The sequence below is a fragment of the Halopenitus sp. POP-27 genome (assembly GCF_029889855.1).
Classification (GTDB): domain Archaea; phylum Halobacteriota; class Halobacteria; order Halobacteriales; family Haloferacaceae; genus Halopenitus; species Halopenitus malekzadehii.
Map to the genome: position 1 here is coordinate 15,372 of NZ_JARANU010000001.1, position 15,556 is coordinate 30,927.

The following is a 15,556-nucleotide window of genomic DNA, read 5'->3' on the forward strand; positions in this document are numbered from 1 at the left end:
TCCGACACAGCGACCCTATGTCCGAACGTGACCCGGCGAGACCCGGACGGAGCGAAACCGCCAGTGTCGGGACGGGATCGACGGTCGATGGCGACGGTGGCGGAAACGGGGGCGTGATAACTGGGACCGGGGGATTCGCCGGCGGCGGCGATGTCGGTGATGGTGGCGGTGGCGGCGGTGGCGGTGATGGCGATGCTGGCGACGAGAGCACTGATCACCTCGCCGAGCGCGTCGACGCGATCGAGCGCGCCATCACGGGGGATGACGCCGATGTCGACCGCGGCGACCGAGCCGCGCTGGAGTCACGGGGTGCACTGGAGTCACGGGTTGTGGCGCTCGAAGGGACGATCGACACGATCGAGCAGCGTCTCGAGGAGCTCGATGCGGCGACCCAGGCGGTCCGTGGATACGTCGGCGGCGTTCGCGCCGTCAATCGCGAGATCGAGAGTCGGGCCGATCTCGCGCTGGCGAAGGCGACCCGCCTGGAGGAGGGCCAGACCGGACCGAAACGACCCCGGGAGACGGCCCCAACCGGGGAACCACACACATCGACTCGCCACACCGCGACCGACCGAAAGACGGCCACCACCGGATCGACGGACACCGACGGAAGCGAGCCCACCAGCCGCTGGAGCGAGCCCGACGACGGCGAAACCGCTGTCACCGAGCCGACCGAGACGGCCGGCGAAGCGACCGACAGCCGCCCGGATCGACCCGGCGTCAAACGAACCGGCGGCAAACGAACCGGCGGCAAACGAACGGACGGCGGCCAGTCCGATCCGAGCTATCCGCCGGCAGCCGCGGCAGCGGTTCCGGACGCCGACGAGGTCGGACGGGTTCCGGATCTGGCGGACGACACGCGTGAGACCCCCGAGTCAGGTGTTCTCGCGCGACTTCGAGACGTCCTGTGATCCGAACGGTGCTCGCAGTCGTCGTCGCCGTCGGACTCCTCGCGACCGCGTCGCCGGCGTTTGCGGACGCACAGCACCAGACGACACGGACCGAACTCGAGACCGTTGCGGAGCAGCTGGATCGGATCGCGACCGGACTGGCGACCGACTCGACGGCCAGCACCGAGCCGTCGCTTGCGGCACGGACGACCGTGACGATCGGGCTCCCGTCCGGGTTCGGGTCGGCGCCGATCGAGTGGGCACGGATCGGTTGTCGACGGGACGTCGTCCCCGCCCTCGAGTCGGACGGTCGCCCCGGAGCGGACTGCCGATTGACGTTCGCGTATCGACTCCGTGGATCCACGATCGACGCACACGCCATTCCGGACGCGACGCTTGCACCCGAGGTCTCGGCGATCGAGGTGACCACGGCGGGAACGGCCATCCGGCTTCGGTACGTTCGTCGTGGGAACACGGCGACGGTCGAACTGGCCCCGCTCGAGTGAGACCGGACGCCGGCCGAACCGGCCGCGGAGACCGGTGGATGCGTGCGACCGTCTCGGCCAACGGTTTAAATACGATACCGCGGCACTCGGCGTATGTCACCGGGTGAGCGGGTCGACGACCGCCGTTCGGATCGCCTCGATTCCGCACTCGCGGACGGTCTCGAGTCACACCTTCCCGATCGCGTCATCGACGGTCTCACGGCCGTTCAGCGGAGACTAGTCGATCAGACGGACGACGCGAAGTCGATCGTTCCCGCAAGCGAGGGGTGTACCTGCCGGGTGACGGTTCCCGAGTCGGAACCGGGCACCCGATCCGATCGGACGATTCTGGCGGTCGACGCCCGATCCTGTCCGGGCGACGGAACGCTGTCCTCCGAACCGGCGTGCCGGTCGACCGTGGTTCGTGCGCTCGCGAAACGCGACGTCGACGTCGTTCGTGTTCGGTCCCGGGGTCGACGCTGCAGCTACCGCGACCGATCGCTTGCGCTGTTGCTGGCGGCGGGGCGGTTTTACGATCGGATCTCCGGGATCGAACCGGGAACGGCCGACGTGGCCGCGCGGGACCCGCTTCGAGCCGCACACGATGCGATCGGCCGCGCCGGCCCGGTCGTCGAATCGGCGGCCGAAACGGGACTCATCGAGACGGCGCGATCGGTTTCGGGATACGAGGAGGCCCTTCGACCGTCCGTCTCGCCCGCGATCGCGACCGCCGAACTCACGCTCCAGCCACCGCCCGGAGCTCAGCTCGCTGACCGGTGGACGACGGACACCGGAGCGACGGTCCGGATATACGACCACGAGGGCGCGTTCAGAACGTATCACCTCACGCCGTCGGAAACGTCGCTCACAGGGCGGGAGCTGGAGATCGTGACCGCAGCCAGACGTCGACTTCTCGAGCGGGGCGGTGATGACGCGCGTGAACCGGTCCGGGCGATCAGGGCGATCGGCCGAGAGTACGACGTCCGGATGGACAACGAGCGGGAGCTTGCAAACGTTCTACGGCGACACACACGGGGATACGGCGTGTTGGAGGACGTCTTCGCGGACGATCGTGTCTCGGACGCGTTTCTGACCCCGCCCGTGGCGGAGACGCCGCTCCGGGTCGTCGTGGATGGCGAGCGATTCCCGACGAACGTACGGCTGCCGCCACGGGGAGCCGGAACGCTGGCCTCCCGGCTTCGTCGCGTGTCGGGGGAGGGGTTCTCACGGGCGTCGCCGACGCTCGATGCGACCCTCGAGACCGAGCACGGTCCGGTTCGTGTCGCGGCGACGACGCGGCCCGCAAGCGACGGCTACGGGTTCACGTTTCGCCGCGGCGGGACGACTGCGTGGACGCTGCCCCGGCTCGTGGATGCCGGGACGCTGCCCCCCGCGGCCGCCGGACTCCTGTCGGTCGCGATCGAACGCGGCGTCGCCGGGCTCGTCGCCGGCGGTCGCGGAGCGGGGAAAACGTCGACGCTCGGTGCGTTGCTGTGGGAGCTTCCGGCGTCGACCCGGGGGATACTGATCGAAGACACGCCGGAGTTGCCGGTCGATCGGCTGCAGGATGGCGGCCGTGACGTACAACGGCTCTCGGTCGGGGACGGACGCGAACTCTCCCCGGCGGATGCAGTACACACCGCGCTTCGCCTCGGGGACGGGGCGATCGTGGTCGGTGAGGTTCGTGGCGAGGAGGCAGCTGCCCTCTACGAAGCGATGCGCGTCGGTGCCAGCGGTGAAACGGTTTTGGGGACCATCCACGGAACCGATCCGGAAGCAGTTCGGGAACGGGTCGTCACCGATCTCGGAGTCCCGCCGACCGCCTTCGCGAGCACCGACCTCATCGTACTCCTCGATTCACACCGCGTGGTCACCGTCGTCGAGGTTCGATCCGGACGGGACGGGGTCGTCTTCGATCCGCTGTTCGAGCGGGACGGCGACGATCTGGTGGCAACGGGCCGGATCGATCGGGGAACGAGCCGACTCGTGAACGGCCTGGCCCGCGGAACGGAGTCGTACGCGGACGTACGAGCGGCGATCAGGGAGCGCTCCGCGACCATCGCTGCACACGTCGACGCCGGGCGAACGGCACCGGACGCGATCGGTGGCGGGAGTGGACGGTCGGCCGACACGAACGGTGACGGAGGTCGTCGACGATGAACGGTGGCCGGCAGGAGACGTTCCGGGGCGACGATCCGAAACCGACTGACACGGAACTCGCGCGGGCGCTCAGGTTCCTGGATGACGAACGGACGGCCGCGGACATCGAGCGGATCGCACGACGGATGGGGCTCCTCATCGGGTGTCTCGGATCCCTGATCGGTATTGCGATGACCGGCGGCATCGGTGTGATTCCGATCGCGGCGGCGATCGGCTGGGCGGCCTACGAGGGTCGCCGTCGAAGTCCCCGCTGGCTCGCCGCACTCCGGCGAACGCGTGCCCTGGGAGCTGCCCCGGGTATCGTCGGGCGGATCGTGCTCCGGATGCGGTTGGAACCGTCGACCGAGCGCGCGGTGGAGTTCGCTGCCGCGACCGGATCCGGGCCCCTCGCGGAGAGCCTCGCAGCGTCGGCCGCCCGCTCCAGATCGAACCCGGGATCCGGGCTTCGAACGTTCGCCGAGGAGTGGACGCCGTGGTTCCCCGCGCTCGAACGCGCCGGGACGCGGATCCGGGCCGCCGCATCAGCACCCAGGGAGCGACGTGAACGGGGGCTCGATCGCGCCCTCGAGGCGGTCACCGCGGGAACGACGGATCGGATGGCCGCGTTCATCGGGGACGTGCAGGCACCGGTGTCGGGGATCTACGCCTTCGGCGTCCTGCTTCCGCTGGCGCTGATCGCCCTGCTGCCGGCCGCACGGGCGACCGGGCTTCCGGTCGGTGCTTGGACGATGGGCGTGGTGTACGTCCTCGTGCTCCCGTCGGTGCTGCTGGCGGCGAGCGGGTGGCTCCTGTTGCGTCGTCCGGTCGCGTTCCCGCCGCCACGTATCGGACCGAATCATCCCGACGTACCGGCCGGATACGGGCGTCCGATCGGTGCCGGGGTACTTGCGGGGATCGGGGGATGGATCATCGGCGGAGCGGTGGTTCCGTGGAGTGCACCGATCGTTGCCATCGGACTCGGCAGCGGGGTCGGTATCGGCCTGTTCGCGCTGCCGCGACGCCGCGTCCTCAGTCGGGTTCGATCGATCGAGACAGCGCTCCCGGACGCGCTCTCGAGCATTGGCGGTGCCGTCGCCGACGGGGTCGCGGTTGAACGGGCGGTCCGACACGTCGGGGAGACGATGGACGGGCCCGCCGGTGCGGCGTTCGCCGCGGCCGGCCGGCGGAGTCGAACGCTGCGGGTCGACGTCGAGTCGGCGCTGGTCGGCGAGGAGGGACCGTTCGCCGACGTGCCGAGCCCCCGCGTTCAGGGAGCGGTCGCGCTGCTGTCGATCGCTGCACGCGAGGGGCAGCCGACGGGCGACGTGGTCATCGAACACGCCGACCAGCTCGAGGAGCTGCGATCGCTCGAGCGGGATGCGACCAGGCAGCTACAAACCGTCACCAGAACGCTGTCGAACACTGCAACCGTGTTCGGACCGCTGGTCGGGGGTGCGACGGTCGCACTCGCGGCCGGGATGGACGGCGGGGCGATCGCCGGCAGTGGCGGGCTGGATCCCGCGATGGGATCGATGTTGTCGGGGACGTCGGCTACGGGGGCTGGTGCCAGCGCACCGGCGGCAGCCGCTACAGCCGGGTCGGGGACAGCAACGAGCACGGGTGCAGCACCGATCGTCGATCCGATCCCGGTTCCGGTTCTGGGCCGGATCGTCGGAACGTACGTGCTCTTGCTGTCGGCCATCCTGACCGGCCTGTCGACCACCATTGCGAGCGGGCTCGATACGACCCTCATCGCGTACCGGATCGGCATTGCGGTGCCGACCGCGACGGGGACCTACATCGCCGCGTTCGTCGGCGCGGGGCTCGTGCTGTGAAGACGGGTGCTGTGACGATCCGCGCCGTGAAGACGGATGCTGTGAAGGTTTATATCGCATCCCGGGACCACCCCGGGGTATGATCGATGCACCGATCGAAACGTGGTATACGTGGCTGGGGATCGCGGCCGTCAGCGTCCTGGCCCTGGGAACGGCCGTGGGTATCCCGTCCGGACCGACACCCGACGCAAACGGCGTCGCGGACACCATCGACCGGGTCGCTGCCGACGAGTTCCCGGCGACGGCCGAACACGGGATCGCGGCCGATCGGATCCGGCTGTCCCCGACTCGGGTCTCCCTGCGCGGCCCGGGCGGGTCAACGACGGCACCGATCCGGTTCGGGCCGATAACCCCGGCCACGAACGCCGAAAGCGACGATCGGCTTCGGCGAGTGCTCCACGGAGAACCCCCACAGCGCGTCTTCGACTCGCCCGACGCGTTGGACCGCGCGGCGACCGTCTCACGGGGACGGTACGACCGGAACCCGCGATGGGAACGGGCACCGAATCGGCTCCGCGTTCGATCGATCCACTGGGAGGGACTGCGTGTCACGCTCGTCGGCTGAGTGCCGCAGCCGTGGGCCGGGAGGGCCTCCGAAACCCGGACGTGATCGCGGACAGACGGAACCGATCGCCGCGCTCGTTGCGCTGCTTGCGGTCGGCGTCGGCTTGGCGGTGTATGCCGGCGTGATCGCGGACGCCGATCCGGGAACCGATCGTCGTGCCACCGCGGATATCGTCCTCGACCGCGTCCACGATCGGGTCGTCGTGGCCGGCGTCGCACATCCGGACCGACTGGCGGTGCCGGCCGATTCGGGGATCGATCGGGGACGGATCGGGATCGTGATCGAGACCGCGGAGCGGCGCTGGCACGTGGGCGAGCGCCCCGCGACACGACCGTACCCACCCGACGCCGACGTCGCACGACGGTCGGTAAGCGTTCGGTCCGCACCGGGCCAGCAGCGACGAGGCGAACTCCGGGTGGTGGTCGGCCGATGACGAGCACCGTTCTCGACGTCGGGCTGTTCCTCCTGTGCGTCTCCGCAAGCGTTGGGACCGTCACGGGCGTCGTACCGACCGGGACCGATCCGGACCCACACGTCGACGACCTCGCCGACCGGATCGCGACGGAGACGGCGACGATCAGCTACGACACGGATGCGGGCCACGAGCGTCGCCACCACGCAACCCTCGCCGAACACCTGGCCCTCACAGCAGTCGTCTCCGAAGGCGGGAACGAGGGCGCACGTCGCTCGGAACGAACGTACCGACACGCCGTGTCAACCGCCGTCGAGCGACGACTCGACCCGCGAACCGCGGTCACGGTTCGTGTGCCGTCCACGATCGAAGATCCGGGTTCCGAGGACGGTAGTATCGATCGCCGGACCGCAATGGCCGTCGGCGGAGAGCCACCGTCGACGGCTCGTGTGTGGACCGCGGTCGTCGACGTCCCGATCGGGGAGGGCAACGCGACGACACGTCTCGTGGTACGGAGGTGGGATCGTGCGAGCGTCTGATCGGCCCACCATCTCGATCGCCGAGGATCGACGCGGGCGGGTTCCGTTCGCGCTCGTCGGAGTGTTGCTGCTCGTCTCGAGCACGGCGTACGCGAGCGGGCTCGCGACGACCGGCGTCACGGTCGACCGGTCAGTCGAGCGGGCGATGGACCGCGCGAGCGCCGACCTGACGCCGACGCTCCGGAGCGCGACCGCCGAGGCAGCGCGAACGGCGGCCGCACAACCGGTGACGCGTCCCGATCCGGCGCTCGCCGGAACCGTGATCCGGAACGAGTCCGCCTTCGAGGACGCGCTCCGGGTCCGGATCGGACTCGCAGTCGTCGAATCCATCGAGACGGCGACTGCTCGGGCCGGAGACGTACACGCCACGACCACGGTGTCGTTCGACGATCCGGTTCCTCCGGCTCACGACACCATCGACCCCCCGGAGGACGATGTGACGACCCTCGCGGAGGTTCGCGACGGCGTGACGATCGCGCCGGCGGCGAACGGAACCGCGCTGGCGGCAACCGTCCACAACGTGACGACCACCGCACGGCGGGGTGGGCGAATCGTCGGGAACCGGACCCGTGACGTCACGGTCGTGGTCCCGGTTCCGGTGCTGGCGGCCCACGAGCGGACCGAGCGTTTCGAGCGCGCGCTGAACCGTGGCGCGCTTGAGGGACCGGGTCTGGGCCGACAGCTCACGGGCCGGCTCTACGCGATCGCCTGGGCACGAGGGTACGCACAGCGGTTCGGCACGCCGGTCCAGAACGTCGTCGGAAACCGCCACGTCGAGCTGTCGACCAACGCCGGGATCACCGCGGTGCAACGGGAGTCGTTCGGGGCCGCCGATCCGAACGCGAGCGCGGGCGTCAGACGTGCCGCGGTTCGAACCGGACTCACGGACCTCCTCGAACCGACCAGCCTCGACGAGGGCGAGTGGAGCCGGTTCGTCCTCGAGACGTCGATCCCCGACCCGGACGACGCCGCGGAGACGGCCTCCGGGACCGCCGAAACGGTGATGGGCGATGGGAACGCGTCCGGCGCGGCCGGCGCAAGCGGCGTCGCCGATGCGACTGATGCGGCCGGCACGAACGGCATCGCCGACGCGACCGGTGTGAACGACGCAGTCGACGCGAGCGAAACGGCCGAAACCGTCACCGCCGGTCCGGCCGCGGACGCTGCACTGGTCGAGACCCTCGACCGGACGGGGTCGATCGCCGAATCCGCCTATCGGGTAGAAGCGACGCGGGAGGTCCGAACCGACCGGGTCGGTGGGCAGCCGTCTCCGCCGTCGCGCCGGTCACCGGGCGCGAACTGGACGTACGTCGGCGAACGGACCACGAGCACGGCGGACGCAGCGGGATCCGGCGGCGAGAACGGGTTCGAGACGGCGACGAGACGGGTGACGGTGGATCACCGAACGACGCGCTACTGGACGGACGGATCGAGCCAGCGGACGACGACGGTCCAGTGGAGTCAGCGATATCGAGTCACCGTCGCGGTTGACGGCCGGTACGCGCCGTCGGCCGGCGCTCCCGATCGGCCGACGTCGCCGACGTTCGAGCGCGGCGGCGCGATCGACGGTCCGAACCTGCGCGACGCGCCCGCAGCCGCCCGCCGCGATCTCGACGCGACGACCGTGGACTCGATCGCCGAACGGGCGGTCGAGTCCGGCGTCGAGACGCCGCGACGGACCGTGGTGTACGGGGATCGTCCCGCGGCCCTCTCGACGTGGATGCGTGACGACATCGCGGTGGTACACGAAACCGTTCGCGGGATCGAAACCACGGTCGAAATGCGTGAAGTCGCCGCCGGCGAGGCGAACCCCTACGGGGAGTTGGCGGCGACGATTCGGGCGAAGCGTCACCAGCTGATCGATGCACCCCGAACGTACGACGGAGCTGCCGACCGTGCCAGGGTGGCGGCTCGACGCGCGTACGTCGACGCGACGATCGCGAAGCTCGAACAACGTGCACGAACGGCCCGGGAGGTACACGCCGACGCCGAGGAGGCGGCGGCGACGGAGGGACGGAATGACGGGGGCACGAATGCTGCCGACGGATCGTCGCTCGGCGAGTACATCGCGGCGAGCGGGCGGACGACCGACACGGACCCGTACGAGATCGGCGAATCCGGGCCGGGCGGTGCCGTCTCGTTTCAGCCGGCCGGATCGCCGGGATACCTACCACGGACGACGATCGACGCAGCATCGCCAGCCGCCGATCCCGGTAGCCAAACCCGGCCCCTCGTGACGCGGAACGTGAACGTCTTCACCGTCCCATACGGGGACGTCGCCGGCGGGATCGTGGATGGGGTCCTCGATCTCGGATCCCGCGTCCCGCTCCCGCAGGCGGGGCGGACGCTCGCGGCGACCGAACGGACGCTCCGAGAGACCGACGACCATCCCGAGGAGCTGCGTCGATCACACGACCGTCTGGAGTCGGACGTTGCCGGATCGGTCGACCACATCGAGCGCCGTGTCGAACATCGGCTCGGTGGCACCACCGATCTCTCCGGGTCCGAACGACGGGCCGTCGTCGACGCGGCAAACGATCGCTACGCGACGACGGGAGCGCTCGCGACCGCGGTGGGGAACGGACAGTACGCGGAGACGATCGTCGCGGAGGTGGCACATCGAACGACCCTCACGGACGGTGAACGGGCACGTCTGGCCGCCGAGATCCGGACGACCCTGCGGTCGGCGATCGCCTCGGACCGAACGAGCGTCTCGAAATCCCGCGTCACCAGCGCGGGCGAGATCACCCGCAAAGTGGCTCGCAAACGGATCGAATCGGCGGTCGAGGACGAGCTGCGGCGAACGAGCGGCGAGGCGGTCGACCGGCTCGGCGAGGAACACGAGTGGGCAACCGAGGTGACCACACAGGTCGGGGCAGGCCTGCCGGTCGCACCGGTTCCGGGCTACTGGTACGCCACGGTGAACGTGTGGCACGTGGACGTCGCGGGAACGTATCCCCGATTCGTGCTCCGGTCGGACACGGGCCCACCCGGCGAGCCGTTTGAGTACGTTCGGGAGTCGGGGCGATCGACCGTCGCCGTCGACGGCGAGCGGGTGACGCTTGGATACACCGACCCGGTCCGGTTCGAAACGGGAACGACCGTGGTCGTCGCGGTCCCGCCCGGACCGCCCGGCGTCGGCGACGTGGACGGGACGTGGAGCGAGCGGTCCGCCGGCTGGCCCTGTCCCGGCCCGGAACGGCGGGAGTGCTCGGCCGGATCGGGATGAGGCCCGGACCGCGCCGACCGCAGTGGTTTTCAGCGCCGACGGCCGAGGATCGGTATGCTTCACGAAGTCACGCCGGCGGACGAGGCCGACACCGGCGCCGACGCGATACTCGACGCCTATCGGCAGGTCCTGCAGGAAGCAATCGATGCGGTGGGCGTCGAAACGGCACGAGCCGAGACGGAGGTTGACGGTGACCACCTCGAGGAGATCGCGGCGGGCGGCATCACCGACCTCTCGGTTGAGGAGGCGGCGTCGATCCTCGCGGTCGGGACCGACCGGGATCCGGACGCGATCGTGTATGAACTCCGTGATCACCTCCTGATGGGGATGACGACCGCAGTCGTCGACGTCGATACGCTCGCGGGAGCGATCGACGCCGATCTCACGGGACAGGAGCTCCAGCAGGCGCTCGAAGGGCGTACCCGGATGACGCTCGGACAGCTCGCGCAGATCAGCGCGGCGCTCGAGGATCGGAGCCCGTAGATGCGCGTCGCCATCGTGGGGTGTGGCTACGTCGGACTGGAACTCGGCCGCGGCCTCGTCGGGAACGGCCACGACGTCTGGGGCGTCCGTCGATCGGCGGACGGCGCGAGTGCGGTCGAGGCAGCCGGGCTCGTGTCGGTCCGAGCGGACGTCACCGATCCGGACTCGCTAGGCGTGCTTCCCGACGTCGACGCGGTCGTCTTCGCGGCGAGTTCCGGCGGCCGCGACGCGGAAGCTGCACGATCGGTCTACGTCACGGGACTCGAGAACGTGATCGCCGAGTACGGCACCCGCGAGACCGTTCCCGATCGGCTCGTCTACACCTCCTCGACCGGCGTCTACGGCGACCACGACGGCGACTGGGTGGACGAGTCGACGCCGATCGACCCGCAAACGGAGAAAACCCGTGTGCTGGCCGCGGCCGAACGCGTCGCGCTCGAGACGAGCGCCGACGTCGGGATCGACGGGACCGTCACCCGATTTTCCGGACTGTACGGCCCGGATCGATATCGCCTCGAGCGATACCTCGAGGGGCCGGTGACCGAGGGCTACCTGAACATAGTTCACCGTGACGACGCCGCGGGGGCGATCCGGCACCTTCTCGAAACGAACCAGGGACGCGGCTCGGTCGTGCTCGTCACCGACGACGAGCCGGTCGCGAAACACGCCTTCGCCGACTGGCTAGCCGACGAGTGTGGCGTCGATCGACCGCCGAAACGGTCGAAAGCCGAGCGGCTGTCCGATCCGGAAATATCGGACCGTGTCGCACGTCGTGTTCGGACGAGCAAACGCTGTACGAACGACCGCCTTCGGGAGCTCGGGTACGAACTCGCGTACCCGACCCATCGGGAGGGCTACCGGGAAGCGATCGCGGACTACCGGAGTGAAAACTGACTGCCGCGATGGGTGAGTGACTGTCGCGATGGGTAAGTGACTGCCGCGGTGGAGTGACGGCCGCCACCGAGACCGAAAACCGTCTGGGGGTTTCTTGTAGGCCGAGCCGGTGTGAGGTGGTGTATGGGACAGGTCACCGCGGGCGAGGAGTGGTTCGCTGCCGTCGAGCCGTTCATCCGCGAGAACCCCGAACTGACGGTGGCGACGGTTATCGCCGTCGTGGTCGTGCTCGGAAGCCTGTACGCGTTCGTTCGGCTGCGCCGGGCACACGGCGTCCGGTTCCGCCGACTGATCGCCGATGCCGACGAGCTGACGGTGCTGATGCATCCGAATCCCGATCCCGACGCGATGGCGGCCGCGGTCGGCGTCGTCGAGTTGGCTGCCCAGGTCGACGTTGACGCGACGATCCAGTACCCGGGGCAGATCCGCCATCAGGAGAACCGCGCGTTCCGGACGGTTCTCGACCTGGAGCTTGACCAGATCGACCACGTCACCGACCTCGCGTCCGAGTCGGTCGTTCTCGTCGACCACAACGAGGCGCGCGGGTTCGGCGGCGCTGACGGCATTCTTCCGCTGGCGGTGATCGACCATCATCCCGGTGACGGGGCGGGCGAGGAGTTCACGGACGTCCGGACCGACTACGGTGCGACAGCGTCGATCGTCGCGGAGTACTTCGAGGACAACGACGCGACCCCGGTGCCGCCGGACATGCACGCGAGCGAGACCGACGGGAGCTATACCCTCCCCACCAGCGCTGCGACCGGGCTGTTGTACGGGATCCTCGCCGACACGAATCACCTCACCGTCGGCGCGAGCGAGGCCGACTTCGCGGCGGCCAGCTACCTGTATCCGGGCGTCGACCAGGACCGACTCGACCGGATCGCGAACCCGGCGGTCGACGCCGAGGTCCTCGAGGTGAAGGCGCGAGCGATCGCGGGTCGGCAGGTCGAGGGGTCGTTCGCCGTCGCCGACGTCGGAGCCGTAAATAACGTCGACGCGATCCCACAGGCGGCCGACGAGCTGATCCAACTCGAGGGCGTCACCGCCGTCGTGATCGTCGGCGAGCGGGACGGAACGATCCACCTCTCGGGACGATCGCGCGACGATCGGGTCCACATGGGGAAGGCGATCGAGGAGGCGCTCGCCGACGTCCCGAACGGCGACGGCGGGGGCCACGCCCGAATGGGAGGCGGCCGGATCACCCCCGACGTCGATCCGACGGACGACTCGATCGAGGAAGCCGTCGACCGCGACGCACTCTCGGCGGCGTTGTTTCGGGCGATGGCCGGCGACGTGTGACGCGTCGCTGGTCGGAGCGCGGGGACGGAACTGGGGGATTCAGAACCGCGTTCGGCCCGAGGATGCGTCCTCGCGGCCAAGCGCCTGCTTGAGGAAGTTCATCCAGCGTTTCGTGTCGACGGCGTCCTGCCGTCTGGCCTCCGCCTCGACGTCCGCGGGATCGAGGGATTCGAGCGCATCGAGCGCCCGGTCGATGCCGATGATCGCGTCGGCCAGCTCGACGCCGGTCTCGTAGGACACCTCCCCCGCCTCGATGCGGTCGAGACGCTCGATCCGCTCGCGCCGGAGGTTCCGTTTCGCCCGCTCGACGCGCTCACGCTCGCCCGGCGGGACGGCGTCGCGTCGTTTGATCTCGAAGACGAACTCCCGGAGGTCGATCGGCTCGCCTTGCACCTCGATCGTTTCGGGGATCGAGGCCCCGATCGTCGCTGCCTCCCGATTGACGCGTTCGAGCAGCTGTTTGCGGCGATACTCCTTCACACGCGCACACAGCGGTTCCGACCACTTCGCTCTGTCGTCCGATCGTCGCGGTTTACCGCGTGGAGACGCGAGGGAACGTATGGAGAGCCTCGAAGCCGAACTCGACCGTGCCCGCGATCTCGAGACAGGTGACCTCGCGGACGCGATCGAGTCGATCGGGTTCGAGTGTACGCGCTGTGGGGCCTGCTGTCGGGGATATGTCCCCGATGGGGACGATGACGCCGCGTCCGGACCGGACACGGAACCACACACGGCGACGGTCTTCCCCGACGAGGCCCGGGAGTTGCTCGCGGCGCTCGAGGACGGACGTCACACCGGCGACCGACCGAGCGAGAACGGGGAAGACGGCACACCGGCAGCAGCCGGAGACGACGCCGCGAGAGCGGCGGCTGACGGAGACGACGGCGAGGCAGCCGAGAGCTACGACTGGCGCGATGTCGCTCGGCCGATGCCGTACGGCCTCGAGGAGACGCCGGACGGGGATCCCGTCGGCGAAACGTTCGAGTGGGCCCTCCAGACGGATTCGTGTGGCGACTGCACGTTCTATCGGGAAACGGACGGCCAGGGCGCCTGTACCGTCCACGAGGACCGCCCGCTCGTGTGTCAAACGTACCCGTTCAGCGTCGCGCTCGGCGGCACGACCCAACCGATGGGCGAGGCGGTCGACGAGGCCGGGATGGTACGGGCCCACGAGTGTGAGGGGCTCGGTCGGGACATCTCCCGGGACGAGGCCGAGGAACTGGCGGGCGCATTGAAACGGCGGGCGGTTCGGGAGCTCGAGGAGGCGATCGCCGTTCGAGACGCCTATCGCCCGTCGACCGGCGTCGATGGCGTCGTCATCCACGACTCCGAGGGTCAAAAGCGGCCGGACGGAACCCCGATCGACGATGGGGACGCCGACCGGGAACGGTGAGCGGGACCGCCGAACGGGACCGCTGACCGGAACCGCTGGCCCGGTCCGTGGACCGGCTTGAACGCGATCCGCTGGCGGTACACCTATTATTCTCGGTCGTGAGTACCCGATAGAGGTCTACATATGGAAATTTCGGAGAAACTCCTCTGTCTGTTCAGTGCGGACGTTCGAGAAACGGACGATTCCTACGTCGTCGAGGTACCGAAACGCGAGGTCGAGACCGGCACGGTCGACGTCGGCGACACGTATCGGGTCGCGCTCATCGCCGGCGCCGGCGAGGACGACTACGACGGCGAGATCGGCGAGACGAACGCCGAGACCGGCGACGGTCCCCAACCGCCCGTCGAGCCCGGCGAGATGCGGTACGTCGAGATCGAGGACATCGGGAAACAGGGCGACGGGATCGCTCGTGTCGAACGCGGCTACGTGATCATCGTGCCGGGCGGCGACGTCGGGGAGCGCGTAAAGATCGAGGTCACCGAGGTCAAATCGAACTTCGCGGTCGGCGAGATCGTCGACGAGGACGTCTAACGACGGGACGAGTGACGGGCGTCACTCGTCGTCGGAAACGCGGGCGTCCCAGTAGGAAACCGAGGCGACGTAATCGCCCGGGATCGTTCGGCCGATCGCCTCGTCGACGACGCGGAACCCCCTCGCGACGGCGCCGGGCAGGTTCCGGTAAAAGCCGTACGGGAGGACGAAGTCGTGTTGCTCCCCGGCGAGAGAGAGGTCGGCGGCGGAGAGCATCGAGACGACCTGGTCCTCCGAGTAGAGCCGCGACCCCATCGGCAGCAGCCAGGTGTACAGGACGCGCGCGCTCCGGCGGTTGAACGTGTCGAAGACGATCTGGTCGGCGCTCACCCGAGCCAGCTCCGAAAGGAACGGGATCGGGTCGTCCATCAGGTGGAAAAACCGCATCGCGAGGACGGTATCGAAGTGGTCGTCCGGAAACGGGAGCCGCGAGGCGTCGCCACGAAGGAACTCGACGTGGTCGTCGATCCCGGCGTCACGAACCTTTCGGCGCCCCTGTTCGAGCATCTCGCGGGAGATGTCGAGTCCGACGATGTCGGCTCCCTGGTCGGCAAGCATCGTGGTGAATCGGCCGGTTCCACAGGCCACCTCAAGGACGCGTTTCCCCTCGATGGGAGCCAAAGACGACAACACCGCCTCCTTCTCCCGGCGGTCGATGACGCGTCCGCCGTCGGCGAACCGGATGTCGTCGTACTGCTCCGCGACGTCGTCCGCCTGGTACCAATCCTGTCCTTTCACACTAGGATGTCCTCACGCCCCGAACGACAAAACCGTACTGGATATCGAACCGGGACTGCGGCGGGTCGGCCCCCGCTGTGGGTCGGCAGGTGTCGGCGGACGGGGCGCCGAGAGATATATTAAG

15 protein-coding genes are annotated in these 15,556 nt (G+C 69.2%); 13 read left to right on the forward strand and 2 right to left on the reverse strand.

The window, feature by feature from the left end; translation table 11 throughout:
* Nucleotides 1-17 precede the first annotated feature (17 nt).
* The 11 genes from OQF70_RS00115 (at nucleotide 18) to OQF70_RS00165 (ending at nucleotide 12,770) form a co-directional block, all read left to right on the forward strand.
* On the forward strand, nucleotides 18-911 hold the full coding sequence (locus tag OQF70_RS00115) for a hypothetical protein (protein WP_280535213.1): 894 nt from the start codon (nucleotides 18-20) through the stop codon (nucleotides 909-911).
* Nucleotides 908-1,396, forward strand: coding sequence for a hypothetical protein (locus OQF70_RS00120; protein ID WP_280535214.1), 489 nt, complete (start codon nucleotides 908-910; stop codon nucleotides 1,394-1,396). The genes OQF70_RS00115 and OQF70_RS00120 overlap by 4 nt, the downstream gene beginning before the upstream one ends.
* 93 nt (nucleotides 1,397-1,489) lie before the next feature.
* Nucleotides 1,490-3,535 (forward strand): ATPase, T2SS/T4P/T4SS family, encoded by a 2,046-nt coding sequence (locus OQF70_RS00125; RefSeq protein WP_280535215.1) that lies wholly within the window; start codon nucleotides 1,490-1,492, stop codon nucleotides 3,533-3,535.
* A complete protein-coding gene (locus tag OQF70_RS00130) occupies nucleotides 3,532-5,349 on the forward strand; it encodes a type II secretion system protein (RefSeq protein ID WP_280535216.1) in 1,818 nt (605 codons plus the stop codon). The genes OQF70_RS00125 and OQF70_RS00130 overlap by 4 nt, the downstream gene beginning before the upstream one ends.
* A gap of 79 nt (nucleotides 5,350-5,428) precedes the next feature.
* A complete protein-coding gene (locus OQF70_RS00135) occupies nucleotides 5,429-5,914 on the forward strand; it encodes a hypothetical protein (protein WP_280535217.1) in 486 nt (161 codons plus the stop codon).
* Complete coding sequence (locus OQF70_RS00140) at nucleotides 5,895-6,347, forward strand: hypothetical protein (RefSeq protein ID WP_280535218.1); 453 nt, start codon at nucleotides 5,895-5,897, stop codon at nucleotides 6,345-6,347. Before OQF70_RS00135 ends, OQF70_RS00140 begins: the two co-directional genes overlap by 20 nt.
* A complete protein-coding gene (locus OQF70_RS00145; protein WP_280535219.1) occupies nucleotides 6,344-6,865 on the forward strand; it encodes a hypothetical protein in 522 nt (173 codons plus the stop codon). The genes OQF70_RS00140 and OQF70_RS00145 overlap by 4 nt, the downstream gene beginning before the upstream one ends.
* On the forward strand, nucleotides 6,852-10,094 hold the full coding sequence (locus OQF70_RS00150) for a hypothetical protein (RefSeq protein ID WP_280535220.1): 3,243 nt from the start codon (nucleotides 6,852-6,854) through the stop codon (nucleotides 10,092-10,094). The genes OQF70_RS00145 and OQF70_RS00150 overlap by 14 nt, the downstream gene beginning before the upstream one ends.
* A gap of 54 nt (nucleotides 10,095-10,148) precedes the next feature.
* Nucleotides 10,149-10,577 carry a DUF5791 family protein gene (locus OQF70_RS00155; protein WP_280535221.1) on the forward strand — a complete coding sequence of 143 codons (429 nt, stop codon included), beginning with the start codon at nucleotides 10,149-10,151 and terminating at the stop codon, nucleotides 10,575-10,577.
* Nucleotides 10,578-11,471 (forward strand): SDR family oxidoreductase, encoded by an 894-nt coding sequence (locus tag OQF70_RS00160; protein WP_280535222.1) that lies wholly within the window; start codon nucleotides 10,578-10,580, stop codon nucleotides 11,469-11,471.
* Nucleotides 11,472-11,594: 123 nt separating this feature from the next.
* Nucleotides 11,595-12,770, forward strand: coding sequence for a DHHA1 domain-containing protein (locus tag OQF70_RS00165; RefSeq protein ID WP_280535223.1), 1,176 nt, complete (start codon nucleotides 11,595-11,597; stop codon nucleotides 12,768-12,770).
* Nucleotides 12,771-12,809: 39 nt separating this feature from the next.
* Here the strand turns inward: OQF70_RS00165 and OQF70_RS00170 are convergent, their stop codons facing one another.
* The gene (locus tag OQF70_RS00170) at nucleotides 12,810-13,250 is read right to left on the reverse strand and encodes a DUF5788 family protein (RefSeq protein ID WP_280535224.1); all 441 of its coding nucleotides are present in this window, start codon (nucleotides 13,248-13,250) and stop codon (nucleotides 12,810-12,812) included.
* 79 nt (nucleotides 13,251-13,329) lie between these two features.
* On the opposite strand from OQF70_RS00170, the gene OQF70_RS00175 reads away from it, so the two are divergent.
* Both OQF70_RS00175 and OQF70_RS00180 read left to right on the forward strand, forming a co-directional pair.
* Nucleotides 13,330-14,163: a YkgJ family cysteine cluster protein gene (locus OQF70_RS00175; RefSeq protein WP_280535225.1), complete on the forward strand. Its 834-nt coding sequence runs from the start codon at nucleotides 13,330-13,332 to the stop codon at nucleotides 14,161-14,163.
* A gap of 123 nt (nucleotides 14,164-14,286) precedes the next feature.
* Nucleotides 14,287-14,694: a TRAM domain-containing protein gene (locus tag OQF70_RS00180; RefSeq protein WP_280535226.1), complete on the forward strand. Its 408-nt coding sequence runs from the start codon at nucleotides 14,287-14,289 to the stop codon at nucleotides 14,692-14,694.
* A gap of 21 nt (nucleotides 14,695-14,715) precedes the next feature.
* On the opposite strand, the gene OQF70_RS00185 is transcribed toward OQF70_RS00180, so the two are convergent.
* Nucleotides 14,716-15,432, reverse strand: coding sequence for a methyltransferase domain-containing protein (locus OQF70_RS00185; protein ID WP_280535227.1), 717 nt, complete (start codon nucleotides 15,430-15,432; stop codon nucleotides 14,716-14,718).
* Between the last annotated feature and the right edge of the window lie 124 nt (nucleotides 15,433-15,556).

Bases quoted from the DNA above. Each gene is read 5' to 3' on its own strand.
- OQF70_RS00115 (WP_280535213.1), top strand. From the start codon at position 18: ATGTCCGAACGTGACCCGGCGAGACCCGGACGGAGCGAAACCGCCAGT.
- OQF70_RS00125 (WP_280535215.1), top strand. From the start codon at position 1,490: ATGTCACCGGGTGAGCGGGTCGACGACCGCCGTTCGGATCGCCTCGAT.
- OQF70_RS00130 (WP_280535216.1), top strand. From the start codon at position 3,532: ATGAACGGTGGCCGGCAGGAGACGTTCCGGGGCGACGATCCGAAACCG.
- OQF70_RS00135 (WP_280535217.1), top strand. From the start codon at position 5,429: ATGATCGATGCACCGATCGAAACGTGGTATACGTGGCTGGGGATCGCG.
- OQF70_RS00145 (WP_280535219.1), top strand. From the start codon at position 6,344: ATGACGAGCACCGTTCTCGACGTCGGGCTGTTCCTCCTGTGCGTCTCC.
- OQF70_RS00155 (WP_280535221.1), top strand. From the start codon at position 10,149: ATGCTTCACGAAGTCACGCCGGCGGACGAGGCCGACACCGGCGCCGAC.
- OQF70_RS00160 (WP_280535222.1), top strand. From the start codon at position 10,578: ATGCGCGTCGCCATCGTGGGGTGTGGCTACGTCGGACTGGAACTCGGC.
- OQF70_RS00165 (WP_280535223.1), top strand. From the start codon at position 11,595: ATGGGACAGGTCACCGCGGGCGAGGAGTGGTTCGCTGCCGTCGAGCCG.
- OQF70_RS00175 (WP_280535225.1), top strand. From the start codon at position 13,330: ATGGAGAGCCTCGAAGCCGAACTCGACCGTGCCCGCGATCTCGAGACA.
- OQF70_RS00180 (WP_280535226.1), top strand. From the start codon at position 14,287: ATGGAAATTTCGGAGAAACTCCTCTGTCTGTTCAGTGCGGACGTTCGA.